This is a genomic window from Sphingomonas sp. GW821-FHT12D09, from assembly GCF_058807215.1.
In genome coordinates, this window is record NZ_JBXAQL010000001.1 from 1,215,435 (window position 1) to 1,240,560 (window position 25,126).

The following is a 25,126-nucleotide window of genomic DNA, read 5'->3' on the forward strand; positions in this document are numbered from 1 at the left end:
GCTTTCGCGGGAGAGGGAGTTAGTTATCCAACCACACCCCCACCCACACCAGCGGGGCGTTCCAGTTGATCGCGACTTCGTTGAGCGCATAGGCGCGGACGTCGTCGGTCCAGCAGCGCTGGGGCGCGCACTTGCCCTTCATCTTCGAGGCGACCGGATCGGCCATGGCGATCGAGTTCGGGCCGCCCGAGAGCACGCCGGACGGCGGACCGGGGAGCTTTGAATCCAGCGAGGGGGCCCAGAAGCGGTGGTGCGGATGCTGCATCGACGCGGTGCCGTAGCCGCTGACATAGGAGACGCGATTGGGATTGCGGCCAAGGATATAGTCGATCGCATCGACCACCCCTGCCCGGTATCTCGGATCACGCGTGAAGTCGCCGGCGACGCCGAGCACCATCGCCCGGTTGAGCAGCGCGCCGTTCGAGCCCCAGGTATATTGGGCCAGGGGGATCTTGTAGCCGTTGCTCGCCTTGTCGCCGAGGAAGCGGTCGGCGGCGGCGATGAGGGCGGCGCGCAGGCGCTGCACCTCGGGTTCGGGCAATTGCGAAGGGCGCGTGGCCAGCGTGATCGTGCCGAGCGTCGCGACCTGCGACCAGCCGGGTTCGCCTGCCACCGCGGTGAAATGCGGCGAATTTGTCACCGCCTGGTGATATTCGGGCTTGCCGGTGGTGACGAACAATTCGGCGGCGGCCCAGTAGAATTCGTCGGACACGTCATTGTCGCCATAGCCGCCCGAGCCGGTGAAGCTGTTGGTGGCGTAGACTTGCGGGTTGCGCGTCGCCGCAGCGAAGGCGCTTTCGGCGGCGGCCAGGCAGCGTGCGGCAAAGGCGTCGTCCTTGCCCTTCCAGACGCGCGCGCACTGGGCGGCGGTGGCGGCAAGGTTGAGCGTCGCCGCGGTGGTCGGCGGATAGAGCAGGCGTTCCTGCGTGTCGTTCTGCGGCGGCGTGGGGAGTGCGGTCCACCAGCGATCGGCGACCTTCTGGTGCGCCATGCCGGAGGCGTCGATCTCGGCGAAGGGCGCCGGGGAAGCTTCCCAGGCCGGCTGGCCGGCAATCGGCCTGGGCTTGCCAACGGGGACGCTGAGCCTGGCGCCGTCGGGCACCTGCATCTTCAGTAGGAATTCCATCTCGGTGCGTGCTTCGTCGAGCAGGCCCGGTGCAGGCTTGGCCCCTTGGGCCAGCGCCTTGGGGTTGCGCTCCCAGGCGTTGAGCAGCGTCCACAGCGCGATGCCGCCATTGACGACATATTTGCCGTGGTCGCCAGCATCGTACCAGCCGCCGGTGATGTCCAGGCTGTAGGGGCAGCCGGCCCATTCGAGGCCGCGCTCGTCCTTGCCGGCGAAGCATTTCGCGACTTCGTGCGCATGGCCGGCGGGGCGTGCCCATTTGGCCCCGACGATGCGCGCCTCGACCGGAACCCCGGCGCGCTGGTGGTAGAAGAAGGCGAGCGCGTCGCGGGCGAGCGGGGCGTAGAGATCGGGGCGGATATCGAAGCTCGCGCTCGCGCTGCTGCCGGCGACGAGGTGATAGCCCCTGCCGGGCGTGCGGAAGCCGCTGAAGTCGATGCGCTGCAGGCGCAGGCCGGATGCCGCGTCGCGGCCGATGACGGTCGTCGGGCCGCTCGCCACGACCTGTCCGTCCGCATCGACCAGCTGCCAGGCCATCGGCTGCTCGCCGCCCTCGAAGATCGCGGTCTTGGGATCGCCGGGCTGGAAGCCGAGCTGGTTGAGATCGATCGGAAGCGCCGGCGAGGCCGCGCCGAGGAGGAGGGCGAGGAGCGCGCCCCTCACTCCCCTGCTCCAGCGAACAGCCCGAAGACCGAGCCGACGAAGCCGCCGGCGACCTTGGTGGTCAAACTGTCGGTCTCGACCGTGCCGATTTCCTTCCAGTCGTACATGGCATCCGGTCTGTGCGGATCGTGGCCGTAGCTGAAAGTATAGCGATTGCCCTTCACATCGATACGCAGATCGAGGCCGAACTCCACGGCCAGCGGATCCTCGACCGTGAACAGCGTCTTGCCGAGCCTGGGTGTGTTCGGGCCCTCGCGCTGATCGACCACGACCAGGTCGCGGCCACCGACGCGCCGGAGGCCGATGAAAAACCAGAAATCGTCGTTCTGGAAGGCGACGAGGCCGGCGCGGTCGCCGTCTTTCTCCGGCTTGAAGTGGAGCGAGGTCTCCACGCTTGCGTTCATGTGCTGCTGGCGGCGGGCGAGGAAGCTGGGGTTGCCATTGTCGCCAAGGCCGACTGGGCGGGCAGTGAGCGACAGGCCGGTGGCGCCGGTCCGGTACCAGCGCGCGCGCGGGTTGCGCAGCATCATCCAGTCGCGCGGAAGATCGCCGTCGCGGAAGATAATCGTGCGCACGACGATACCGCCCGTGTCCGCCCCCTCGCCCGGCGGCAACGCCGGTGCCGGGTGGCCATAGGGAATGGGCGTGTTCGGCGGCAGGATCACCGGCCAGCCGTCCTTCCATTTGACCGGCAGCAGGAAGGTCTCGCGGCCGGTGGAGTAGAAGTCGTCGGCATAGGGACGCACGGCGAGGAAGGTCGCCCACCATTTACCGTCGGGCGTGGTGACCAGCTGGGCGTGGCCGGCCGAGGTGATCGGCATCGGCCGGTCCTTCGGCAGGCCGCGCTGGGTAAGGATCGGGTTGCCTTCCCATGCGACATAAGGGCCGGTGACGCTCTTCGAGCGCAGGATCACCTGGCTATGGCCCTCGGCGGTGCCGCCCTCGGCACAGCTGAGATAATACCAGCCGCCCTTCCGGAAGATGTGCGGGCCCTCGATCCAGATCGGCTTCTTCGAGAAGTCGATGCCGCCATTCACCAGCACCGTGCGCGGGCCGATGGTCTTCAGCGTCTTGTGGTCGAATTCCTGGATCCAGATCGCGCGGTGGCCCTCATATTCGGGCTTGCCCTCGGGTGGGCCGTTATTGACCACCCAGGTGCGGCCGTCGTCGTCGAAGAACATCGACGGGTCGATGCCGCCTTCGAGGTCGGGCAGCCAGACCGGGTCGCTCCATGGGCCGGCGGGGTTCTTCGCAGTGATCAGGAAGTTGCCGCCGCAATCGACGCAGGTGTTTAGGAGGTAGAAGATCCCGTCCCTGGCCTGGATCGAAGGCGCGAAGGCGCCGCGCGACAGGCCGAGCCGCTTGAAATCGAGCTGGTCCGCCCGGTCGATCGCGTTGCCGATCTGGGTCCAGTGGACGAGGTCGCGGCTGTGGAAGACCGGGATACCGGGGAACCAGCCGAAGGTGGAGGTGACCAGGTAGAAGTCGTCGCCGACGCGGGTGACGCTGGGGTCGGGATAGAAGCCCTTGAGGATCGGGTTGTGATACCAGCCGGGCGGGAAGGCGAGGTTATCGGACGGGTCGTTGCCGGTATAGCTGAACCAGGGGAAGGTCGCGACCGGCTGGGCGGCGGCGGGCTGTGCCAGCGCCATCAGGCCTGCCGTCATCCCGGCGAAAGCCGGGACCCAGAGCCTCAGGCGACGCAGCAGACAAAGCCTGGGCCCCGGCTTGCGTCCGGGTGACGAACTGAAGAAAGGCTGGGTCATGCGGCGCAATTGTCCCGGATGAAGTCGCGGTGTCTGGGCATGTAGGCCGCGCTGTTGGCGATGGCCTCGCGGATGTGGGCGAGCCGGTCGCGGGTCTCGTCGAGGGGCATCACGTCGGCGACCGGATCGTGCGATGCCGGCTCCATCAGCTGGCCGAGCATCACCGCGAACCAGCTGGTGTCGTTGAACAGCTCCTCATTCTCGCGGAAAGCCCTTCCATGGGTGCGGAACACGCGCATCTTCTCGGCCAGCCGCTCGGGGATCTCCATCGTCCGGCAGTAATTCCAGAAGGGGGAATCGGTGCGTTCGGTGGCGTGGTAATGGAGGACGAGGAAGTCGCGGATCTCCTCGTAATCCGTCGTCATGATGCGGTTGTAGCGGTCGATATCGGCCTGGTTGAAGTCGCGGTCCGGGAACATCGTCAGGAAGCGCGACAGGCCCGACTGGATCAGCCAGATCGAAGTGCTCTCCAGCGGTTCGAGGAAGCCGCCCGAGAGCCCCATCGCGACGCAGTTCTTGACCCACATCCTGTTGCGATGTCCGGTCTTGAACGGGACGGTGCGCGGATCGGCGAGCGGCTCGCCGTCGAGGTTGGACATCAGGATCGATGTCGCCTCGTCGTCGCTCATATAGTCAGACGAGAAGACATGGCCGTTGCCGATGCGGTGCTGGAGCGGGATGCGCCATTGCCAGCCGGCGCTGTGCGCGGTGGAGCGCGTGTACGGCGTCCATTCGTCGACACTGGCGCAGGGCACGGCGATGGCGCGGTTGCAGGGGAGGTATTGCGACCAGTCGGTATAGCCGGCCTTCAACGCCTGTTCGATTATCAGGCCGCGAAAGCCCGAGCAGTCGATGAACAGGTCGGCCTCGATCTCGCTGCTGTCCTGCAGCTGGACCGATTGGACGAAGCCATCCTCGCCGCGCAGCTTCACATCGACGATCTTGCCTTCGCGGCGGGTGACGCCCCGCGCCTCCGCATAGCCGCGCAGGAACCTGGCGTAGAGGCCGGCATCGAAATGGAAGGCATAGGCGATATCACTGAGCGGTGAATTGCCAGCGTCGATCGGGCGCATGAACTTGTTGCCGCGCGCCGCCATCGCCTGGAGCGACCATTGGTCGAGGTCGGGCGCCTCGCCGAGCTGGCGCAGGCGGAGATAGTAGGCGTGGAAGGACACGCCCTTCATGTCGACGCCATAGCCGCCGAACGGGTGGAAATAGCGATGTCCGATCCGGCCCCAATTGTGGAACTCGATGCCCAGCTTGAAGCTGCCCTTGGTCTCCCGCATGAACGCGTCTTCGTCGAGGCCGAGCATGCGGTTGAAGGTCGCCATCTGGGGGATGGTCGCCTCTCCCACGCCGATGATCCCGATCTCGTCGCTCTCGACCAGGGTGATCTTCGCATAATCGGGGCCGAGAATGCGCGAGAGCGTGGCCGCGGTCATCCAGCCGGCGGTGCCGCCGCCGACGATGAGGATGGAGCGGATATTCCTGTCTGTCATGCGTCAGTCCTTGCGGGCGCATTCTGGGCGAGCCAGGCGCCGTGATCGGGCATCGCCTCCGCCGCCCGGCGGAAGGTGGAGCCGATGCGCTCGACCATCTGGGTGATCCCCCGCAGGTCGAGCGCTTCGACCAGCGGATCGCGGCCGGCGGGCTCGATCCCCTGCCCGCGCATCACGGCGACCCAGCTCGGCTCGGCGAACAGCTCGTCGTCGTGGCGGAAGACTCGGCCCCGGTTGCGGAACAGCGCGATGCGATCGGCCAGGCCATTGGGCAGCGTCATCTCGCGCAGGTCGCGCCAGAAGGGCTCGGTCCGGGCATTGGCGTAATAATGGAGGATCACGAAATCGCGCACCCGCTCGAACTGGCTGCGGCTGAGCGCGTTGTACGCGTCGCGCTCGACATCGCCGAAGCCGCTGTCCGGGAACAGCGCGAGCAGCCGGGTGATGCCCGCCTGGATCAGATGGATGCTGGTCGATTCCAGCGGCTCGATGAAGCCCGAGGACAGCCCGATCGCGACGACGTTGCGCACCCAGGCCTGTTTGCGACGCCCGGTGACGAAACGCAGCGGGCGCGGATCGGCGAGCGGTGCGCCATCGAGATTGGCGAGCAGCGTCGCGGTGGCCTCGTCTTCCGAGAGGTGCGCGCTCGAATAGACATAGCCATTGCCGGTGCGGTGCTGGAGCGGGATGCGCCACTGCCATCCCGCCGAACGGGCGGTGGCACGGGTGAAGGGATTGAGCGGGCCGACATTGGCGGAAGGCACGGCGACGGCGCGGTCGCAGGGCAGCCAGTGCGTCCAGTCCTCATAGCCGGCATGCAGCGCCTGCTCGATCAGCAGGCCGCCGAACCCCGAGCAGTCGAGGAACAGCTCGCCCTCGACGCGGGCACCACCCTCCAGCACCACGGCCTCGACATGGCCATCGGTGCCGCGCAGCGCGGTCTCGACGATGCGCCCCTCGACCCGGCGTACGCCGCGCGCCTCGGCATAGGAGCGCAGGAAGCGGGCATAGAGGCCGGCGTCGAAATGATAGGCGTAGACCAGCCGCGACAGCGCCGAATTGGGATCGTTGTTCGAAGGCAGGAAGCGGTTGCGCCGCGCGGCGGCGGCGGACATGCAGTAATCGTCGAGCGGGCCGGCCTGGCCCGCCGCATGGAGCTTGTGCCAGATCTGGTGGAAGCGCACCCCCTCGATATCGAAGCCGAACTCGCCGAACGGGTGGAGATAGCGGTGGCCGGGCGTGGTCCAGTCGACGAACTCGATGCCGAGCTTGATCGAGCCCTGGGTGGCGGCGAGGAATTCGCGCTCATCGATGCCGAGCATCGCGTTGAAGGTGCGGATCGGCGGGATCGTCGCCTCGCCGACGCCGACCGTGCCGATCGCTTCGGATTCCACGAGGGTGACGCTGACCTCCGCGGCGACCAGCCGGGCCAGCGCCGCGGCGGCCATCCAGCCAGCGGTGCCGCCGCCGACGATGACGACGCTGCGGATGGGGGGAGCGGGAGTCATGCGATCAGTCCTTCGGCGCGGAGAATGGCGCCGTGATGCGGCATGGCGCGGACCGCGTCGAGGATGACCTCGCGGATGCGGGCGGCGTGCTGGAGAAGCTGCGGCTCGGGGATGCCGTCGGCGAGTGCGTCGTAGCGCCGCGGGCGGGTGCCCTGGCCGTCGAGCACGGCGATCCAGTCCGCCGCCTCGAACAGTTCCTCGTCGTACAGGGGTACGCGACCACGGCTCTCGTACAAATCGAGCTTGTGCCGGAGCGGCTCGGGCACCGGCGCGGCGCGGGCCTGGTCCCACAGCGCTTCGCCGGCGCGGCCATTGGTCTTGTGATGGAGGATGGCGAAGTCGCGGACGCGATCGGCTTCGTTCGCGGTCAGGCGGTTATATTCGGCGGGCTCAGGGCCATTCGGCGTAGCGGGAAGCAGGGCGATCAGGCGGGCGAGCGCGCTCTGGAGAAGCGCGAGATTCCAGCCGTGGAGCGGCTCGATACAGGTGGCTGCGGCGCCGAGCGCGACGACATTGCCGGTCCAGGCGTGGGTGCGGCGGCCCTGGGCGATGGGGATGGCGCCAGGCTGTTCGGGGAGATGGCCGGCGGCGTAGAAGAGCGCACCGCCCTGTCCGCCGACGAGCGGTACGGTGCGCTGCCAGCCGGCCGCGAAGGCGCCGGCATGGCTGTAGGGCGGCGGGACGCCCTCGGCCGGACTCCAGCTTTCGACGACGCGGTTGCAGGGGAGCCAGGCGGACCAGTCTTCCCAGCCGCCCTCGCCGGCGAGCAGTGCGGCGGGACCGGAGCAATCGAGCCAGAGGTCGGCGGTGACGTGCGTGCCGTCCCGCAGTTCGACTGCGCCATCGGCGAATGCACGGAAGGCACCGGCGGCGTTAAGGCCACTGGCGCGGCGGAGCGTAACGGCGAGGCCGGCGCGGTCGAGATGCAGCCCATAGCCATAGCTGGAGAGGACCGAGCGCGGATCCTCGCTCGGCCGGTCGAAACGCCCGGCGGCGGCGGCGATGGCGGCGAGCGAGAAGTCCGCCAGGCGCAGCGCGTGCCCGCCGGCGCGGAGGCGGGCGACAAGCTGGTGGAAGGCAGTGGTGCCAAGCGGCGCGCCGATCGTGCCGAAGGGCAGGAACCAGTCCGAATCCCCTGCCCAGCTAGAAAAGGCAGTGCCGAGCGAGAAGCTGCCATGGGCGGCGCGGAGGAGATCGCCTTCGTCGACGCCGTGATCGGCGAGCCAATGGGGGAAGTCGGGCAGGCTGGCCTCGGCCGGGCCGAACGGGCCGAGGCTCCAGTCGGGGCCTTCGGTGTCGACAAGGACGATGCGCGCGTTCGGCAGCGCGCGGACGAGCGCCAGCGCCGCCATCCAGCCGGCGACGCCGCTGCCGACGATACCGATGCTGCGGATCATGCGCGCATCCCCAGCGCGGCGGCGTGGCCGGGCATCGCCTCGGCGGCGGCAGCGATCTCGGCGCGCATTGCGGCCATTTGGACGGTTACACCGTCCCCGCCTGCACGCGGATCATGGTGACGGGGCGTGACGTGCTGGCCGAGATAGACGGCGAGCCAACTCGGCTCGAGGAAGGTGCCTTCGCGATATTGGGTGACCACGCCGCGCTCGCGGAACAAGGCGAGCTTGGTTTCCAGCGAGTCCGGCAGAGTCATGTCGCGGCAGTGGTGCCAGAAGTCGGAATCGTCGCGTTCCTGGCAGTGATAGTGGAGGATCAGGAAGTCGCGGACGCGCTCGTAATCGAGCGTCATCAGCCGATTGAACTCGGCGGCATCGAGCGGATCCCAGGCCTGGGTCGGGAAGAGATCGAGCAGCCGGCCGATCGCGACCTGGATCAGGTGGATGCTGGTGGATTCCAGCGGCTCGAGGAAGCCCGAGGCGAGGCCGATCGCGACTGTGTTGCCCAGCCATTGGGTGCGGCGCTTGCCAGTGACGAAGCGCAGGCGGTTGGGGTCGGCGAGCGGTTCGGCGGGGAGCTGGGCGAGCAGGGTCTCCAGCGCAACCTCGTCGCTGGTGAAGGCGCTAGAATAGACATGGCCGTTGCCGGTGCGGTGCTGGAGCGGGATGCGCCAGATCCAGCCGGACTCCTGTGCAGCAGCGCGGGTATAGGGCGCGGGCGGCCCGACATTGGCGCAGGGAATGGCGACCGCGCGGTCGCAGGGCAGCCAGTGCGTCCATTCCTCATAGCCGGCATGCAACGCCTGCTCGATCAGCAGCCCGCGAAAGCCCGAGCAATCGAGGAACAGGTCCGCCTCGATCGTCTCGCCGCTCTCCAGCGTGACCGAGCGGACGAAGCCGCTCTCCCCGCCGAGCGCGACGTCGACGACCTTGCCTTCGCGCCGGACGACGCCGCGCGCTTCCGAATAGCTGCGCAGATATTTCGCATAGAGCCCGGCATCGAATTGATAGGCGTAATTATAGGGTGCGCCGTCGGGACGGCGGAAGCGTCCGCGGCGCGCGGCCTGTATGGGGAGCGAATAGTCCTCGAACGCTCCGGCCAGGCCGGTCGCCAGCCATTGCTGGTGGAAGGGAACCCCGTGGATAGGCGCGCCGAACTCGGCGAAGGGGTGGATGTAGCTGTCGCCGACACGGCCCCAGTCGGCGAACTCGATGCCGAGCTTGTAGGTGCCTTTCGTGGCAGCGAGGAACTCCGCCTCGTCGATGCCGAGCGTCGCGTTGAAATGGCGAATGTGCGGAATCGTCGCCTCACCGACGCCGACCGTGCCGATCTCGGCCGATTCGATCAGGGTAATAGCCAGGTTCGTGCCGGCGAACTTATGCGCGAGCGCAGCGGCGGCCATCCACCCCGCCGTGCCCCCGCCGACCACGAGTACGCGCTGTATCAGCATGCTTGCGATGCCCCTCTCCCGGGCGAATGTTAGCGCTCCCGCGGCGAAATCGTCAATCGGAACGGGGGCGATTCGAGGCCGGAACGGCCCTTTCGCAGGTGCAAAAACCCCGCCGCAATGCAGCGAAACCGTTGCAAAATCGCCACAAATCAGCGGCTTCCGCGTTCCTGCAACAAGACGGCTTGATCTTTGGATAACTCCTACTTTAGGTTCGACACAAATAAGAAACGCGCCAACATATGGTAGCGCTAACACAGGAGGGGACAGCTCGATGCGCAAGCACGCAATGATTCACCATGCCGACAAGGTTGCGAGGTTCCGTACGGGGACCTTGCGCGCCGGCGTGTCCGCGGCGGCGCTCGCCTGCCTGTCGATCGCAGCCCCGGCCTTCGCGCAGGACACTGCGGCCGCCCCCGCCACGCAGGACACGCCGCCCGAGGACGCGATCGTCGTCCAGGGCTATCGCCAGTCGCTGCAGAGCGCCCAGACGCTCAAGAAGAATTCGGACGTGATCGTCGACTCGGTGACTGCCGAGGACATCGGCGCCCTGCCCGACCGTTCGGTGACCGAGACGCTGCAGCGCATCCCCGGCGTGTCGATCAACCGCTTTGCGGCCGGCGTCGATCCCGACCACTTCTCGGTCGAAGGTTCGGGCGTGGTCGTGCGCGGCCTCACTTATGTCCGCTCGGAATTCAACGGCCGCGAGGCGTTCACCGCCAATAACGGCCGCGCGCTGAGCTTCGCCGACGTGCCGTCGGAAATGATGGGCGGCGTCGATGTGTTCAAGTCGCCCTCGGCCGACCGCATCGAAGGCGGCATCGCCGGCGTGGTCAACCTGCGCACGCGCAAGCCGTTCGACAACAAGAAGGGCCTGGTCGTCGCGGGCTCGCTCGAGGCGAATTATGGCGACTTCGAGAAGGAATGGACGCCGACGGGCTCGATCATGGTCAGCGACCGCTGGCAGACCGGCATCGGCGAGATCGGCATCCTCGGCAATTTCTCCTATTCGCAGCTGAAGAGCCAGTCGGACCGCTTCCAGGTCTCGAGCTTCCGCATCCGCAACCTCTATTCGGACGGCGACGTCATCGACAATGGCGGCACCACGGTGAACCGCCAGGTCTATTTCCCGCGCGGCGCCGTGATGGGCCGCCAGGAATTCAACCGCGAGCGCTATGGCTATGCCGCGGCGCTGCAGTATCGCAGCAATGACGGATCGATCGAAGCCGTCGCCCAGTTCCTGCGCTCCGACGCGCGCCAAGCCTGGACCGAGCGCACGATCGAGATCGCGACCGACAACGTCTCGTCCAACGGTGACTCGCGCCGCGTGCCGGGCACCACGCTCGACTTCGACAGCGACGGCATGTTCGTCAACGGCACGATCACCGGCCCGACCGGCTGGCGCGGCGACCAGAACACCGGCGCGGCGCGCACGCCGATGCTGGGCCTGCAATCGAACAATATCCGCCGCGACCAGCAGCAGAAGCTCGTCACCGACGATTACGGCTTCAACCTGAAGTGGAACGCCAGCGACCGGCTGGGCGTGACCTTCGATTACCAGCACGTGAAGTCGAAGACCTATCTGCTCGACAACACGCTGTGGAATTCGACCTATCAGAACGCATCGATCAAGCTGAACGGCGACGATTTCCCGACGGTGGCCTTCCTGCCGCCGCAGGTCTGCAACGGCCCCTCGGCCAATTCGCAGAACCCGCCGGGCACCGCCTATGACTGCAACACGGCTCAGCCCGTGGGCGGCTCGATGAACCCGAGCTATTACGGCGCGGGCCACAACAGCTTCAACGATCCGTACAACACCTTCCCGCGCGCGGCGATGGATCACGTCGAGCAGAGCGACGGCAATTCCGACGCCTTCCGCCTCGACCTCGACTATTCGCTGGGCGAGGGCAGCTTCCTGAAGTCGATCCAGGGCGGCGTGCGCTATGCCGACCGCGACCAGGTCTCGCGCTTCTCGCGCTACAATTGGGGCGTGCTTTCGGAGCAATGGGGCAATAACGGCCCGATCTGGCTCGACACGCCGGTGAACGGCAACAACGCGTCGCGCACCGACGGCGCGCCGATCTCCGCTTACTCGCCCTATTCCTTCGACAATTTCTTCCGTGGCCAGGTGACCAACCCGCTCGGCGGACAGAGCCGCCTCTATTATAATGGCGACACCGTCCAGAATTACGACGCGATGGTCCGCTATGCGTCTGCGATCGCGCGCGAATGGCAGGGCACGACGACCTGCGGGACCCGCACGATCAACGCGGGCTGGAACCCGTTGGCGGAGCGCTGCGGCGTCATCGCCGGCACGCCGTTCCTGCCCGACGAGATCAACCCGATCCGCGAGCGCAACTATGCCGCGTATCTGATGACGCGCATCGATACGCATCTCGGCGGGCTGCACCTCACCGGCAATGTCGGCGTGCGCTACACCAGGACCAAGCGCCAGTCGGACGGCTACAACTCGTTCACCAACACGACTGCCTTCCCGACCGATGCGACCTGCTCCACGCCGGTCGTGCCGCCCGCGACGCTTTCGCCGTTCTGTTCGTTCAGCATCGCGGACCGCAATGCGGCACGTGCCTTCGTCAACGGCGCGCTGACGGCCTCCAGCGTCAAGCTCGACTATGACTATTGGCTGCCGAGCGTGAACCTGAAGCTCGAAGTGGGCGGCGGCCTGCAGTTCCGCGCCGCCTATTTCAAGGGCGTCTCGCCGCCCCAGACCGGCTATATCCGCAACTACACCCAGGCGAACCTGTCGGTGGTGCAGAACACGGACACCAGCGGCACGCTGATCCCGAACAGCTTCCGCTTCCAAGGCGTGACTACCGCGGGCAACCCGTATCTGAAGCCGACCGAAGCCGATAACTTCGACCTCACGGCGGAATGGTATTTCTCGCGGGTCGGCTCGCTGACCGTCTCGGCCTTCTACAAGGTGCTGGACGGGGTGGTAACCAACGACACCCGCCGCGTCGACCTGACCAACAACGGCCAGACCTACCCGGTCGTCATCACCACCCCGGTGAATGCGACCGAGAAGGGCAAGATCAAGGGCTTCGAAGTTGCCTATCAGCAGACCTTCGACTTCCTGCCGGGGCCGCTGAAGGGCCTGGGTCTGCAGGCGAACTATACGTTCGTCGACAGCTCGGGTGTGCCGCAGTCGACCCTGTCGGAAACCGATCCGGACGTCGCCGCGGGCCGCGTTTCGACCGTGGACACCTCCACGCTGCCGCTCCAGGGCCTCTCTAAGCACCAAGTGAACATCACGCCGTTCTTCGACTATGGCCCGATCTCGCTGCGTGCCAGCTATTCGTGGCGCTCGGACTTCGTGGTCACCGTCCGCGACGTGATCACGCCGTTCGATCCGATCATCAACAAGGCGACCGGCCAGCTCGATGCCTCGGTCTTCTTCGCGGTGACCAAGCAGATCAAGATCGGCGTCCAGGGATCCAACCTGACCAACGAAGTGACCCGCACCAACGCGGTGATCTCGAAGATCGGGGGCGGCAATGTGGAAGTGCCGCGCGGCTGGTTCATGAACGACCGCCGCTTCTCCGCGATCGCCCGCTTCAACTTCTGATCCAAGCCACACCTTGCACTGGCGTCGTCGGTCCCTACCGGCGGCGCCAATTTTTTTGCTCAGGCGGGGCGGTAGCTGAGGAAGATGTTGGCTGTGAGCCGGCCGCGGCGCGGATCCGGGTCGAGCACGGCGGGGACCAGTCCGGAGTGGAGCTGGCGGCTGCGATAGACGAGCATCCGGTCGAAGGCGGCATCGGCGGCGGCGATCTGCTCGAACTCGGGGGTATCCCCCTGGATATAGCCGGGCGCGGGTGCGGGTTCGGTGGCGCGGATGGCCTCGTAGGTCGCGAGCCGCTCGGGCAAGAGCGCTTCGAAGCCGGTGGCTCGGTGGCGATAGAAAGCGGTGCCGCCCCGATCCGGGCCGCACAGATAATGCAGGAACGCGAATTGCAGGGGATCGGTGGTATCGATGTGGGGCACGCGCTGCGAGGGGGTGAGATCGTCCGCACCCAGCGTGACCAGCGAGAAGTTGCATTCGGCACGCCCGAGGCGGACCGGGCCGAGCCCGAAGGCTTCCCGCACCACCGGGTCGAGCGCGCGCACCACGGCCTCGACATAATCGAGCGGCGCGGGCGCGCGGATACCGGGATAGCCGCCTTCGGGACCGTGGACGGGAGCGAATTCGGTCCGGGTGGCGGCATAGTCGACCAGCGCCGTCGCATCGCGCATCAGCCCGTCCAGGCAGAGCAGCGGCTCCCCTTCCCTGCCGAGGTGCGACAGGCGCGCGACGGGGCGCGCATTCAGCGAAAAATCGTGCGACAACACAGACATGCCCGGGACATCAACCCTCCGGATATCGTCGTAGCATTACCGGGATAGCGAGTACCATGCCGCAAGCGCCGATCCGTGAGATTGAGGGCCCGCTGGACGCCGCAGGGCTGCGCACGCTGATCGCGGGCTATGCCCCCGTCGTGCTGCGCGGCGTGGCGGCGGACTGGCCGCTGGTGCAGGCGAGTGCGCAATCGGACCAGGCAGCATGCGATTACCTGCTCGGCTTCGACCAAGGTGCCAGCGCCGAGGCGTTCATCGGCGCGCCGGCGATCCAGGGGCGGTTCTTCTATTCGCAGGACATGCGCGGCTTCAATTTCGAGCGGCGCAAGGGGCGCTTCGCCGATCTGCTGCGCTATGTGCTGGGGCTGAAAGGCAAGGATACCGTGCCCGCGGTCTATGCCGGGGCGGTGGAGACGGCGCAGGCGCTGCCGGGGTTCGCCGGCGCGAACCAGCTGCCCGCCCTGTTCGGCATGGGCGCCGAGCCGCGGATCTGGATCGGCAATGCCTGCAGCATCTCCACGCATTTCGACGCGTCGGACAATATCGCTTGCGTTGCCGCCGGACGCCGGCGCTTCACCCTGTTCCCGCCCGAGCACACGTCGAACCTCTATATCGGCCCGCTGGATCACACCGTGGCGGGCCAGCCGCTGAGCATGGTCGATATGGCCGAGCCCGACTTCGCGCGCTTCCCGCGCTTCTGCGACGCGCTGGATGCCGCGCTGGTGGCAGAACTGGAGCCGGGCGACGCGATCTACATCCCGGCCTTGTGGTGGCATCAGGTGGAGGCGCTGTCGCCGTTCAACCTGCTGGTCAATTTCTGGTGGACGGACTCGCCCGACCAGGATGCGCGCTTCGATGCGATGGTGCATGCCGTGTTGACGATCAGCCATTTGCCGCCCGAGCGGCGCGAGGCCTGGGCGGAATTCTTCGACACGTTCGTCTTCCAGCGGCACGGCGATCCCGCGGCGCACATGGCGCCCGAGCATCGCAGCGTACTGGGCGAGCCGACGCCGCAGCTGCGGCAGTATATCAAGCAGTATCTGGCGCGGGGGCTGGCGCGGCCTTGACGGGCGCTTCCTTCTCCTTCGTCATCCCCGCGAAGGCGGGGATGACGGTTAGGGAGCGCCCTCCCCTTCTACCTCAACCCGCCTGCCCCGGCGCGTTGGGCGTGGTGATCGCCTTGTAATAGTCGAGGGCTTGCGCGGGCGGCTTGTGGCCGGCAGGCAGCGGGCGCTTCGAGATCGACTGGAAATACGCCACCGAAGCATCCCGCCACCAGATCGCTTCCTCAAGCTGGATCGCCAGGAAATCGCGGACCTCGGCCCAGCGGGTCTCGTCAACCTTGCCGCGCAGTCCCGCCCAATCGACCTGCATCTGGCGCACGCCATCCACGCCTGCGTCGTAATGGATGACCAAATCGTCCCACAAAGTCCGGCCGGACTTCATCCGATAGTCCCACGGCACATGGTGGAACCAGAGCAGCAATTCATCCGGTACGGTTTTCACATTGCCCCAGTTTCTTGCGACCTGAGGGGCATATTGGGAAAGCGCGTCGCTGCCCCTGGGCGTCCGGTCGAAGCCGATCCCGTCGGGCGCAGCCTTGTTATAATAAGCCGGGTTCCATTCGGGGCGCTTTAGGTCGGCGATCCAAGGCCCGGGGCCGTAGTGATGGCCGGTCGCCATCTGGTGGGTAAGGCCGAGCGGAGTCATGTAATCGACCACCGCCTCGCGCGAGCCCATCATCATGCGGACCGCCGTGTCGGCGGCAGCGGCGCCCCAGGTCATTACTGCCCAGTCGCGCGCGATCGCTTCCGCCTTTGCGTCGGGATCCCAGGCGAAGCGGCCGAATGCGTACCAGTTGGCCTGGTCGAATTGCGAGCCCGACCAGTTGCGGTCGTTGCCGATATTGGCGACGCCGGCCATGCCGGTGACGGCGCCGGGCTCGACCGGCTTCTCGATCACCTTGGCGACGGTGCTGCCCTTGGCCGGGCGGAAGGTGTCGCTCTGCAGCGCCTCCTCCCACATCGTGCCGAGATAGGCGAGATGGGTCGCGAAGCCGAGATATTCCTTGGTGATCTGGAATTCCATCATCAGCGGCGTGCGGGGCATCGCGCCGAACAGCGGATGGAAGGGCTCGCGCGGCTGGAAATCGATCGCGCCGTTCTTGACCTGGACCAAGACATTGTCGCGGAACTTGCCGTCGAGCGGCTGGAACTCCGCAAAAGCCTGCTTGTGCCGGTCCTCGGCATTCTCGGCGGCATAGACGAAGGCGCGCCACATCAGGATGCCGTGATGCGGGGCGAGCGCATCGGCGAGCATGTTGGCACCTTCGGCATGGGTGCGATGATAGTCGGCTGGGCCGGGCTGGCCTTCCGAATTGGCCTTGACCAGCAGGCCGCCGAAATCGGGGATCACGCTGTAGATCTCGTCGATCTTGGCCTTCCACCAGGCCTGGACCGCGGGATCGAGCGGATCGGCGGTCTTCAGCTTGCCGAGTTCGATCGGGGCGGAGAAGCGCGCGGTCAGATAGACCTTGATGCCATAGGGCCGAAAGACTTCGGCCAGCGCCTTCACCTTCTGGAGGTAATCGGGGCGAAGGATATCGGCATTGGCGTTGACGTTGGTCAGCACCGTGCCGTTGATGCCGATCGAGGCGTTGGCGCGGGCATAATCGGTGTAGCGCGGGTCCCTGTAGAGCGGTAGCTTCTGCCAGTCCCACAGCGACAGGCCGGCATAGCCGCGCTCGACATGGCCGGTGAGATTGTCCCAATGGTTGAGTACGCGGACCTGCAGCTTGGGCGCATCGGTGATGGCGAGATTGTCGATGGGAGCGCCGGTCTGGAGCAGCTTGAGGAAGCGGAACACGCCGTAGAGCGCGCCGACATCGCTGTTGCCCGCGATGATCGTGACGCGCTCGCCCTGCACATTGGCGGTGCGGATCAGATAGCCGTCCGCGCCGAGCTTCGCGAACGGCAGGTCCAGCCCCTGGAGCAGCGGCGAGCCCGCGCGCACCACCAGCACGGCGCCGTCCTGGACCGCTTGGTGCCGGGCAAGCGTCAGGTCGAACATGCGCTGATAGCCGCGCGCAAGCTCATCGACAGCGGCGCGGATCGTCGGGCTTTCATCGGGGGCGACGACGCTAGCGATCTGCGGCGCGTAACGCGCCTTCGCAGCGGATTCGAGCGGCTGATAGCGCAGCCAGAGGTCGTATCCGTCTTCGGCATGGCCTTGATTCGCAAGGCTGAAACACAAAAACGCAGACAAAATAGCCAGCAATTTCCGAAGCATCGCTCTTCCTGTCCCTCGTCGGTCAAAAGCCGCCGTTGACAAGCTTGTAACAGGTCAACAATGGTAGCGCTACCAAGCACATAGGCGCGCGAGGGAACGACGCGTCGGACGAGGAAGGGGAAGCAGAGGCGACATGGCCGAGATCATATCCGCGCGCGTGATCGTCACCTGCCCCGACCGCAATTTCGTGACGCTGAAGATAGAGACCTCGGACGGGGTAACCGGCCTTGGCGACGCGACCCTCAATGGCCGCGAGCTGTCGGTGGTCAGCTATCTGCAGGACCATGTCATCCCCTGCCTGATCGGACGCGACGCGCACCGGATCGAAGATATCTGGCAGTATCTCTACAAGGGCGCGTACTGGCGGCGCGGACCGGTGACGATGTGCGCGATCGCCGCGGTCGACATGGCGCTGTGGGACATCAAGGCCAAGGTTGCGGGCATGCCGCTCTACCAGCTGCTCGGCGGGGCGAGCCGGACGGGCTGCATGGTTTACGGGCACGCGAACGGCGCGACGATCGAGGAGACGATCGAAGAGGCGGTGCGGCACGTCGAAGAGGGCTATAAGGCTGTCCGTCTCCAGGCAGGCGTGCCGGGGCTGAAATCGACATACGGCGTCGCCAAGCCCGGCCAGCGCTACGAGCCTGCCGACGGCGCGCTGCCGACCGAGAGCCTGTGGTCGACCGAGAAATATCTTCGCTCGGTGGCGCCGCTATTCGAGAAGGCGCGCGACGTGCTGGGCTGGGACGTCCATCTGCTCCACGACGTCCACCACCGGCTGACGCCGATCGAGGCGGCGCGGCTGGGGATGGAGCTGGAGCCGTATCGCCTGTTCTGGATGGAAGACGCGACCCCGGCCGAGAATCAGGCGGGCTTCCGCCTGATCCGCGAGAAGACCACCACGCCGCTGGCGGTGGGCGAGATCTTCAACACGATCTGGGACACCAAGCAGCTGATCGAGGAGCAGCTGATCGACTATGTCCGCGCTACCGTGGTGCATGCGGGCGGGATCACGCATCTGCGCCGGATCGCGGCGTTCGCAGACCTCTATCAGGTGCGCACCGGCTGCCACGGCGCGACGGACCTGTCGCCGGTGTGCATGGCCGCCGCGCTGCATTTCGGCCTGTCGGTGCCCAATTTCGGCATCCAGGAGCTGATGCCGCACACGGCGAAGACCGACGATGTTTTCCCGCACGCCTATTCGTTCACGCATGGCATGATGCATCCGGGCGACGCCCCGGGACTGGGTATCGAGATCGACGAGGAACTGGCGGCGAAATACGAATATAAGCGTGCCTATCTCCCCGTCGCACGGCTCGAAGACGGAACGCTGTCCAACTGGTGAGCGGGAGAGGCTCGATGATTGAACTGACACGCCGTGGATTGCTGGGCGCAGGCGCTGCACTGGCCCTGCCCTTCCCCGCACTCGCCCAGGCGACCGAAGGGCTGAACGCCGTGGCAAAGACCAGGGGCATGCGCTTCGGCTCCTGCGTTTCCTGGAGCCCGCCGGGCGCCGACCGGGGCTCGTTCGCCAATCCCAAATATGCCGAGCTGCTCAAGCGCGACTGCGGCGTGCTGGTGCCCGAGAACGAGTTCAAATGGCAGGCGATCCGGCCGGATGCCAAGACCTTCAACCTCGACCATTTCTCCGACATGCTCGATTTCGCCGAGACGAACGGCATGGCGATGCGCGGCCACACCCTGTTGTGGCACAAGACGCAGTATTTCCCGAAATGGCTGAACGACCATGACTTCGGCGCAAGCCCGGCGAAGGAAGCCGAGCGCATCCTGGGCACGCATATCCGCACGCTGTGCAAGCTCTACGGCAAGCGCATCGCCAGCTTCGACGTGGTCAACGAGACGGTGGAGGAAGGCAGCGGCGCACTGCGCACCTCCTCGCTCTCCAACGCCTTCGGCGGGACCGAGGCGATGCTTGACTTCGCCTATCACACCGCGCGCGAGCATGCGCCGGGCGTGGAGCTTACCTACAACGACTATATGAGCTGGGAGCCGGGCAATGAGGGGCATCGCTATGGCGTGCTCAAGCTGCTCGAGGGCCTCCGCAAGCGCGGCATTCCCTGCGACACGCTGGGCGTGCAATCGCATATCGGCCTCACCGCCGGGGGCACGGTGGGCGCGCTGGTGAGCCGGCAGGAGAAGCCCTGGCGGACCTTCCTCGATACCGTCACGCAGATGGGCTACCGCCTCGCGGTCACGGAGTTCGACGTGAACGACAAGGCGCTGCCCACCGATACGAAGATCCGCGACGGGATCATCGCCAACTATGCCGCGGCCTATCTAGAGATCATGTTCTCCTATCCCCAGCTCAGGGACGTGCTCGCCTGGGGCATGTGCGACCGCTTCACCTGGCTGAACGGCTTCACGCCGCGCGAGGACAAGACCCTGCAGCGTGCGACGCCCTATAATGCGGAGTACCAGGCCAAGCCACTCTACGGGGTAATCCGGGATGCCTTTGCGGGTGCGCCGGCGCGATAGGTCGATCTTGTCCAAGATCGTTCAGAAAACTCGTGCTAGGGGCTGATTCGACGGACCGATAACGGGGGGTGAAACGATGGCGGCGCTGGCCGCAGTGCAGGAACCGGGCTTCGAGGCGCTGCTTGCCGGCGATCTCGATATGACCCAGCTGCACGCCCTTGCCGATCGCATCGCCGCAGGTCACGCCGCGGCGCCTAGGGGCGACGGCGCGGTTTTCCGCAAGACGCTGGCGCTGAGCGCCGCCACCGAGGCGCAACGCGCCGAACTCGATTTCCACAAGAACTCGATCGCCCGCCGCATTACTGCGGGGCGCATCCATGCGGTGATGGGCGAGCCGGTGGATGTGCTCCACGACCTGGCCCGCACGCTGATCGAGGTGATGCGCGCCGGCATGGCGGGCGAGGCCAATACGATCGCCAACCGTTATCTCGACGTGGCGCCGCAGGGCGCGACCGGCTGGGCGCTGCTGCCGCTCTACCTTTCCCTGCGCGCCGATGGCGAGACGGAGCTGGCGGACAGCCTGCTCGCCCCTGCCAAGCCCAGGCTGGTGGTGATCGGCGGGCTTTCGGGCACCGGCAAATCGACGCTGGCGCGGCTGCTCGGCAGCCGGATCGGGCGGCTGCCCGGCGCGCGGGTGCTGCACTCCGATGTGTTCCGCAAGCGGCTGGCGGGCGTGACGCCAGAAACCCGGCTGCCGCCCAGACATTATACCCGTCGCAATGACGACGAGACCTATGAAGCGCTGTTCGAGTCCGCCGACGATCATCTCGCCTGTGGCAACAGCGTGATCCTCGACGCGGTGTTCATGGCGCGCAGCGAGCGCGACGTGGCCGAGGCGCTGGCCGATCGCTACCGGGCGGGCTTCACCGGCATCTGGCTGGAAGCGCCGGAGCGCGACCGGATCGCGCGGGTGAATGCGCGCGAGAATGATGCTTCGGACGCGACCGAGAAGGTGGTGTGCGAACAGTCGCGCCGCTCGGTGGGCGAGATCCACTGGCACCGCGTGCGCGCCAACCGCCCGCAGGAACTGATCGTCGCCGCCGCGCGCGCGGCGCTGGATCGCGCGCGCTGATGGCGATCGCCACGCTGACGCTCAATCCGGCGCTCGACGTGACCACCTGCACCGAGAAGGTGCGCCCCGGGCACAAGCTGCGCTGTTCCACCCCGCGTTTCGATCCGGGCGGCGGCGGGATCAACGTGGCACGCGTGGTGACGCATCTGGGCGGTGCGGCGACCGCGGTTTTCCCGAGCGGCGGTCCGGTAGGCGCGGTGATCGTCAAGCTGCTCGAGGCGCAGAAGGTGCCGATCCTGGCCGTGCCGATTGCCGGGACGACGCGCGAGAGCTTCACCGTCGACGAGGGCCGGCCGGGCGACCAGTATCGCTTCGTGCTGCCGGGCCCCGAACTGAGCGAAGACGAGCAGGCGGCTCTGCTCGACGCGCTGTTCGGGGTGGCGGCGGTGAGCCATGTCGTGGTGAGCGGCAGCCTGCCGCCGGGGTGCGATCCGGCGATCCTGAAGCGGATCGGGGAGCGTTGCCGGGATAACGGCGTGAAGCTGGTGATCGATACCTCGGGGCCCGCGCTGGCCGCTTGCGAAGGCGCGGGTGCCTGGCTGATCAAGCCGAGCCTGCGTGAAGTGGCCGACCTGCTCGGGCGCGAGATCGCCAGCGAGGCAGACGAGATGGCCGCTGCACGGACGTTGCGCGAGCGGGCCTTTGCAGAGGTGGTGGTAATCTCGCTCGCCGAGCGCGGTGCCTTGCTGGTCGGCGAGGGCGAGGAGTTGCGCGTCGCGGCCATCCCGGTGGAGGCCAAGGGCACGGTGGGCGCCGGGGATTCTATGGTGGCGGCGATCACCCTCGCCTGTTCGCAAGGCAAGGGGATCGAGGAAGCACTACGCTATGGCATCGCCGCCGGAGCGGCTACGCTGATGACACCGGCAACCGAACTGGCCAGCAAGGAAGATGTCGAGCGGCTCTACGCCGCTTCCTGAGCCTCGTCCTGGCGGCAGAACAGGCCGTGCATCGACACCAGCATCTGGCGCGCCTCGTCGCTGGCCAGCGAATAGAAGATCATCTGGCCGTCGCGCCGGGCGGCGACCATCCCTTCGCGGCGGAGCAGCGCCAGCTGCTGCGATACGGCGGTGTCCCGTGCGCCGGTAAGGCGCGCGAGCTCACCCACCGACTTCTCGCCATCGAGAAGGTGGCACAGCAGCAGAAAACGGCTTCGACCCGACAGTGCCTTCAGAAACGCAGAGGCACGATCAACTACGGCAATCATTTCGTTCTTCACGGGGCGACAGCTAGGGCGCCGAACCGCCGGTTGCAACCGCTATCGTGCGGTAAAAACAATGGAATTCCATCCAAACCTGCAGGTATCCGGCTCTGGAAGTGCGGGTTTCCGCGCCCCATATCCAAGGGGTGTCCATGTTGTTTCCAGATATTTTCGGCGACGCCCTGCCCGCCGGAATCGAACAGGCCAAGAATATCGTCTCGGCCGATGAAGAAGCCGATCTGATTCGGGCGATCGACGCCGCCGGCCTCGCGCCGTTCCGATTTCAGCAATGGCTGGGGAAGCGCCTCACGCGCAGCTTTGGCTGGCGCTACGACTTCACCGATTCGAGCTTTGCCGAGACCGAGGCGATCCCCGACTGGCTGATTCCCCTTCGCGCGCAGGCGGCCGCGTTCGCCGGGTTGGCGCCCAAGGACCTCGTTCAGGCGCTGGTGATCCGCTACGATCCGGGCGCCGGGATCGGCTGGCACCGCGACCGGCCGGTGTTCGAGCATGTGGTGGGCGTGTCGCTGGGGGCGCCGGCGGTACTGCGGCTGCGGAGACGCCGGGCCGACGGGAAGTTCGACCGCGCGGAAGTGCCGCTGGAGCCGCGGGGAGCGTATCACCTCTCCGGCGAGGCGCGGCATGTGTGGGAGCACAGCATCGCGCCGATGGATGCGGCGCGGTGGTCGGTGACGTTTCGGAGTCTGGCCTAGGTTTGTTCGTCATCCCGGCGAAAGCCGGGACCCAGAGCCAAGAGCGACACCGAAGCGGAACCCTGGGCCCCGGCCCTCGCCGGGGTGACGATTATGGTTCAGAGCGCGCCGAAGTCGATGGGGCCGTCCTTGTCGAGCGTGACGGAATGGTCGGCCAGCGGGTATTTCAGCCCGGTCGCGCAGTTGAACAGCACCACTTTCTCGTCAGGCGAGACCAGTCCGTCGCCCAAGGCCTTGCGCCAGGCCGCGAGTGTCGCGCCACCTTCGGGGCAGAGCAGCAGGCCGTCCTTGCGCGCCGCATCGTCCACCGCCTGGGCGATCGCTTCGTCGCTGACCGCCATCGCCACGCCGCCGCTCTCGCGCACCGCATCGAGGATCAGGAAATCGCCGACCGCCTGGGGCACGCGGATGCCCATCGCGATGGTGTGCGCATCCTCCCAGCGCGTCGCGTGGCGCTCGCCGGCCCAGAAGGCACGGACCATCGGCGCGCAGCCCTCGGCCTGGACCGCGATCATCTTCGGGCGCTTCGGGCCGATCCAGCCCAGCGCTTCCATCTCGGCGAATGCCTTCCACATGCCGATCAGGCCAGTGCCGCCGCCGGTGGGGTAGAAGATCGCGTCGGGCAGTTCCCAGTCCAGCTGCTCGGCGAGCTCGAGGCCCATCGTCTTCTTGCCTTCGATGCGATACGGTTCCTTGAGGGTGGAGAGGTCGAACCAGCCTCTTTCCTTCGCTCCCTGCCCTACCAGCTTGCCGCAATCGTCGATCAGGCCGTTGACCCGGTAGACCCGCGCGCCTTGCGCGGCGATCTCGCGGACATTCACTTCGGGCGTGTCGGCGGGGCAGAAGATCACGCTCTCGATGCCGACCCGGCTGGCATAGGCGGCCGCGGCGGCGCCGGCATTGCCGTTGGTCGGCATGGCGATCGTCCGGACGCCCAGCTCCTTGGCCATCGCGATCGCCATGACCAGGCCGCGCGCCTTGAACGAGCCGGTGGGAAGGCGCCCTTCGTCCTTGACCCAGAGATTGCTCGCGCCCGCTTCGCGCGCCACGGCGTCGAGCGGGATGATCGGCGTGGCGATCTCGCCCAGGCTGACGATGTTCCGGGTCCGGCGAACGGGCAGCAGCTCGCGATATTTCCACAGATCCGCCGGGCGGCGTGCGAGCTCGTCGCGGGGCAGCGCAGCCTTCGCGCCCTCGAGGTCGTAGCGCACCAGCAGCGGGCGGCCGACACGCGACAGGCCGTGGAGCTGATCCGCCTCATAGCGCTCGCCGGTCATCGCGCATTCGAGATGGGTGACGAAGGTCGGACGGTCGGTCGTCAGATTGGCATCGTGGCGCAAGCGATCAGTCTCCGCGGGCGAGTTTCTCTTCGGTCGGCGTATAGGCCGATCGCGCGCCCGGTCCATCGGGGACGTCGGTGGCGAAATAGGCGACGCCGGTGCCGGTGGCCTTGTCGATCCACAGGCCGGCCTTGAGGCCGTACGCGTCGCCGGAGTGGCCGAAGCGCCGCTTGCCGTCCCCAAAGGGATCGTCGCGGCAGCCCTTCACCGGCGTAGCCTGGAAGGCGACGGCAAGGCCGTAGCTGCAGGTGAAGCCGCCGGTGGGCGTCTGCACCGAGATATCACCGCCAATGTCGCCGTTCGTGCCGTCATAGGTCCAGACCGGCATCTCCATCAGGCGGACCGAGGAGGCGCGCAGGATATGGGTGCCGTCGAGCGTGCCATTGCCAAGGAACATCCGGCCCAGGCGGGCCAGGCCGCGGGCCGAGATGCGCAGGCCACCTTGCGGGGCGAAGATCGCGCCGTTCGCCCCCGCGCGCCAGACCGAGAGATCGCAACTACCGTCCTTCGCGGGGCTGACGGGACAGGCCGGCGGCGCGCCGTGGTGATCGTCCTTGGTCGGTTTGTTCTCGCGGTACTGGACTACCGCGCTGGCGGCAGCCTCCGGCCTGCAGGTCGCCCAGTTATAGCAGGCGTCGAGCTTCATCGGCTTGAGCACCAGCCGGTCCATGAGGCGGTCGAAACGCTCGCCGGTGGCGCGCTCCATCACCGCGGCGATCACGGGGAAGTTGAAGTTGGTATAGGCCCACCAGCTGCCGGGCGCATGCGCGTCGTCCCAGGCCTTGGGGTTCTGGAGCACCGCGCGCATGTCCGCATCGAGCGGCAGGACATAGTCGACCCGGTCGGTGAGGCTCGAGCGATGCGAGAGCAGCAGGCGCAGCGTGATCCTCGCGCCCGGAAAGGCCGGGTTGCGCAGCTTCCAGCCGAGGTAGCGCGAGACGTCGGCATCGAGATCCAGCCTGCCCTGCTCGACCAGCCGGAGCACGCCGATCGCGACGACGAGCTTGGAGATCGAGGCGATGCGGACGGGATCGTCGGGGCTCACCGGGCGCTTCGCGGCGATATCCGCCAGGCCGGACGTGGTGATCGAAACCTCGCCCGCACGATCGAAGGCGACGCGGACGCTGGCGACCGGCTGGTGGACGACGGGCTGCGGATCGGCGGCGGCGAGGAGGAAAGCGAGCATCGGGATACCTTCGATGTTTCGTACCAAAAGAAAAGGCCGAGGCATGATGCCCCGGCCTTCTCGAAACCATCCG

18 protein-coding genes are annotated in these 25,126 nt (G+C 66.9%); 7 read left to right on the forward strand and 11 right to left on the reverse strand.

Going from position 1 to position 25,126, the window contains the following annotated elements:
* Positions 1-19: 19 nt before the first annotated feature.
* From AC1RPL_RS05540 to AC1RPL_RS05565, 6 genes are all read right to left on the reverse strand, one after another.
* Positions 20-1,789, reverse strand: a complete 1,770-nt coding sequence (locus AC1RPL_RS05540; RefSeq protein ID WP_493068252.1) for a glycoside hydrolase family 9 protein — start codon at positions 1,787-1,789, stop codon at positions 20-22.
* Positions 1,786-3,456, reverse strand: a complete 1,671-nt coding sequence (locus AC1RPL_RS05545; protein ID WP_493068253.1) for a glycoside hydrolase family 43 protein — start codon at positions 3,454-3,456, stop codon at positions 1,786-1,788. Before AC1RPL_RS05545 ends, AC1RPL_RS05540 begins: the two co-directional genes overlap by 4 nt.
* A 95-nt stretch (positions 3,457-3,551) precedes the next feature.
* The gene (locus AC1RPL_RS05550; protein ID WP_493068254.1) at positions 3,552-5,054 is read right to left on the reverse strand and encodes a tryptophan halogenase family protein; all 1,503 of its coding nucleotides are present in this window, start codon (positions 5,052-5,054) and stop codon (positions 3,552-3,554) included.
* The gene (locus tag AC1RPL_RS05555; protein WP_493068255.1) at positions 5,051-6,562 is read right to left on the reverse strand and encodes a tryptophan halogenase family protein; all 1,512 of its coding nucleotides are present in this window, start codon (positions 6,560-6,562) and stop codon (positions 5,051-5,053) included. The genes AC1RPL_RS05550 and AC1RPL_RS05555 overlap by 4 nt, the downstream gene beginning before the upstream one ends.
* Positions 6,559-7,959, reverse strand: a complete 1,401-nt coding sequence (locus AC1RPL_RS05560) for a tryptophan halogenase family protein (RefSeq protein ID WP_493068256.1) — start codon at positions 7,957-7,959, stop codon at positions 6,559-6,561. Before AC1RPL_RS05560 ends, AC1RPL_RS05555 begins: the two co-directional genes overlap by 4 nt.
* A complete protein-coding gene (locus tag AC1RPL_RS05565; RefSeq protein WP_493068257.1) occupies positions 7,956-9,407 on the reverse strand; it encodes a tryptophan halogenase family protein in 1,452 nt (483 codons plus the stop codon). Before AC1RPL_RS05565 ends, AC1RPL_RS05560 begins: the two co-directional genes overlap by 4 nt.
* 271 nt (positions 9,408-9,678) lie before the next feature.
* Here AC1RPL_RS05565 and AC1RPL_RS05570 point away from each other — a divergent pair, with 271 nt between their 5' ends.
* The gene (locus AC1RPL_RS05570; protein WP_493068258.1) at positions 9,679-12,990 is read left to right on the forward strand and encodes a TonB-dependent receptor; all 3,312 of its coding nucleotides are present in this window, start codon (positions 9,679-9,681) and stop codon (positions 12,988-12,990) included.
* Between the two features lie 59 nt (positions 12,991-13,049).
* Here the strand turns inward: AC1RPL_RS05570 and AC1RPL_RS05575 are convergent, their stop codons facing one another.
* The gene (locus tag AC1RPL_RS05575) at positions 13,050-13,760 is read right to left on the reverse strand and encodes a DUF6445 family protein (RefSeq protein WP_493068259.1); all 711 of its coding nucleotides are present in this window, start codon (positions 13,758-13,760) and stop codon (positions 13,050-13,052) included.
* Positions 13,761-13,816: 56 nt separating this feature from the next.
* Here AC1RPL_RS05575 and AC1RPL_RS05580 point away from each other — a divergent pair, with 56 nt between their 5' ends.
* Entirely contained in the window at positions 13,817-14,827 is a 1,011-nt protein-coding gene (locus AC1RPL_RS05580) for a cupin-like domain-containing protein (RefSeq protein WP_493068260.1), read from the forward strand.
* Positions 14,828-14,900: 73 nt separating this feature from the next.
* Here the strand turns inward: AC1RPL_RS05580 and AC1RPL_RS05585 are convergent, their stop codons facing one another.
* A complete protein-coding gene (locus tag AC1RPL_RS05585; RefSeq protein WP_493068261.1) occupies positions 14,901-17,048 on the reverse strand; it encodes an alpha-glucuronidase family glycosyl hydrolase in 2,148 nt (715 codons plus the stop codon).
* A gap of 133 nt (positions 17,049-17,181) precedes the next feature.
* Between AC1RPL_RS05585 and manD the strand changes: the two genes are divergently transcribed.
* From manD to AC1RPL_RS05605, 4 genes are all read left to right on the forward strand, one after another.
* Positions 17,182-18,393, forward strand: a complete 1,212-nt coding sequence (gene manD, locus AC1RPL_RS05590) for a D-mannonate dehydratase ManD (protein WP_493068262.1) — start codon at positions 17,182-17,184, stop codon at positions 18,391-18,393.
* A gap of 14 nt (positions 18,394-18,407) precedes the next feature.
* The gene (locus AC1RPL_RS05595) at positions 18,408-19,544 is read left to right on the forward strand and encodes an endo-1,4-beta-xylanase (protein WP_493068263.1); all 1,137 of its coding nucleotides are present in this window, start codon (positions 18,408-18,410) and stop codon (positions 19,542-19,544) included.
* 76 nt (positions 19,545-19,620) lie between these two features.
* Positions 19,621-20,616, forward strand: a complete 996-nt coding sequence (locus tag AC1RPL_RS05600; RefSeq protein WP_493068264.1) for a P-loop nucleotide/nucleoside kinase family protein — start codon at positions 19,621-19,623, stop codon at positions 20,614-20,616.
* A complete protein-coding gene (locus tag AC1RPL_RS05605; RefSeq protein ID WP_493068265.1) occupies positions 20,616-21,533 on the forward strand; it encodes a 1-phosphofructokinase family hexose kinase in 918 nt (305 codons plus the stop codon). The genes AC1RPL_RS05600 and AC1RPL_RS05605 overlap by 1 nt, the downstream gene beginning before the upstream one ends.
* Here the strand turns inward: AC1RPL_RS05605 and AC1RPL_RS05610 are convergent.
* On the reverse strand, positions 21,518-21,832 hold the full coding sequence (locus tag AC1RPL_RS05610; RefSeq protein WP_493068266.1) for an ArsR/SmtB family transcription factor: 315 nt from the start codon (positions 21,830-21,832) through the stop codon (positions 21,518-21,520). The genes AC1RPL_RS05605 and AC1RPL_RS05610 overlap by 16 nt on opposite strands.
* A 134-nt stretch (positions 21,833-21,966) precedes the next feature.
* Here AC1RPL_RS05610 and AC1RPL_RS05615 point away from each other — a divergent pair, with 134 nt between their 5' ends.
* Entirely contained in the window at positions 21,967-22,527 is a 561-nt protein-coding gene (locus tag AC1RPL_RS05615) for an alpha-ketoglutarate-dependent dioxygenase AlkB (RefSeq protein WP_493069086.1), read from the forward strand.
* Positions 22,528-22,625: 98 nt separating this feature from the next.
* Here the strand turns inward: AC1RPL_RS05615 and AC1RPL_RS05620 are convergent, their stop codons facing one another.
* Positions 22,626-23,867, reverse strand: a complete 1,242-nt coding sequence (locus tag AC1RPL_RS05620) for a threonine synthase (protein WP_493068267.1) — start codon at positions 23,865-23,867, stop codon at positions 22,626-22,628.
* Between the two features lie 4 nt (positions 23,868-23,871).
* The gene (locus AC1RPL_RS05625) at positions 23,872-25,053 is read right to left on the reverse strand and encodes a serine hydrolase domain-containing protein (protein ID WP_493068268.1); all 1,182 of its coding nucleotides are present in this window, start codon (positions 25,051-25,053) and stop codon (positions 23,872-23,874) included.
* Positions 25,054-25,126 lie beyond the last annotated feature (73 nt).

Excerpts from the sequence above, each read along its gene's own strand:
- AC1RPL_RS05545 (WP_493068253.1), bottom strand. The coding sequence starts at position 3,456 with ATGACGGCAGGCCTGATGGCGCTGGCACAGCCCGCCGCCGCCCAGCCG.
- AC1RPL_RS05550 (WP_493068254.1), bottom strand. The coding sequence starts at position 5,054 with ATGACAGACAGGAATATCCGCTCCATCCTCATCGTCGGCGGCGGCACC.
- AC1RPL_RS05555 (WP_493068255.1), bottom strand. The coding sequence starts at position 6,562 with ATGACTCCCGCTCCCCCCATCCGCAGCGTCGTCATCGTCGGCGGCGGC.
- AC1RPL_RS05560 (WP_493068256.1), bottom strand. The coding sequence starts at position 7,959 with ATGATCCGCAGCATCGGTATCGTCGGCAGCGGCGTCGCCGGCTGGATG.
- AC1RPL_RS05565 (WP_493068257.1), bottom strand. The coding sequence starts at position 9,407 with ATGCTGATACAGCGCGTACTCGTGGTCGGCGGGGGCACGGCGGGGTGG.
- AC1RPL_RS05570 (WP_493068258.1), top strand. The coding sequence starts at position 9,679 with ATGCGCAAGCACGCAATGATTCACCATGCCGACAAGGTTGCGAGGTTC.
- AC1RPL_RS05575 (WP_493068259.1), bottom strand. The coding sequence starts at position 13,760 with ATGTCTGTGTTGTCGCACGATTTTTCGCTGAATGCGCGCCCCGTCGCG.
- AC1RPL_RS05580 (WP_493068260.1), top strand. The coding sequence starts at position 13,817 with ATGCCGCAAGCGCCGATCCGTGAGATTGAGGGCCCGCTGGACGCCGCA.
- AC1RPL_RS05585 (WP_493068261.1), bottom strand. The coding sequence starts at position 17,048 with ATGCTTCGGAAATTGCTGGCTATTTTGTCTGCGTTTTTGTGTTTCAGC.
- manD (WP_493068262.1), top strand. The coding sequence starts at position 17,182 with ATGGCCGAGATCATATCCGCGCGCGTGATCGTCACCTGCCCCGACCGC.
- AC1RPL_RS05595 (WP_493068263.1), top strand. The coding sequence starts at position 18,408 with ATGATTGAACTGACACGCCGTGGATTGCTGGGCGCAGGCGCTGCACTG.
- AC1RPL_RS05600 (WP_493068264.1), top strand. The coding sequence starts at position 19,621 with ATGGCGGCGCTGGCCGCAGTGCAGGAACCGGGCTTCGAGGCGCTGCTT.
- AC1RPL_RS05605 (WP_493068265.1), top strand. The coding sequence starts at position 20,616 with ATGGCGATCGCCACGCTGACGCTCAATCCGGCGCTCGACGTGACCACC.
- AC1RPL_RS05615 (WP_493069086.1), top strand. The coding sequence starts at position 21,967 with ATGTTGTTTCCAGATATTTTCGGCGACGCCCTGCCCGCCGGAATCGAA.
- AC1RPL_RS05625 (WP_493068268.1), bottom strand. The coding sequence starts at position 25,053 with ATGCTCGCTTTCCTCCTCGCCGCCGCCGATCCGCAGCCCGTCGTCCAC.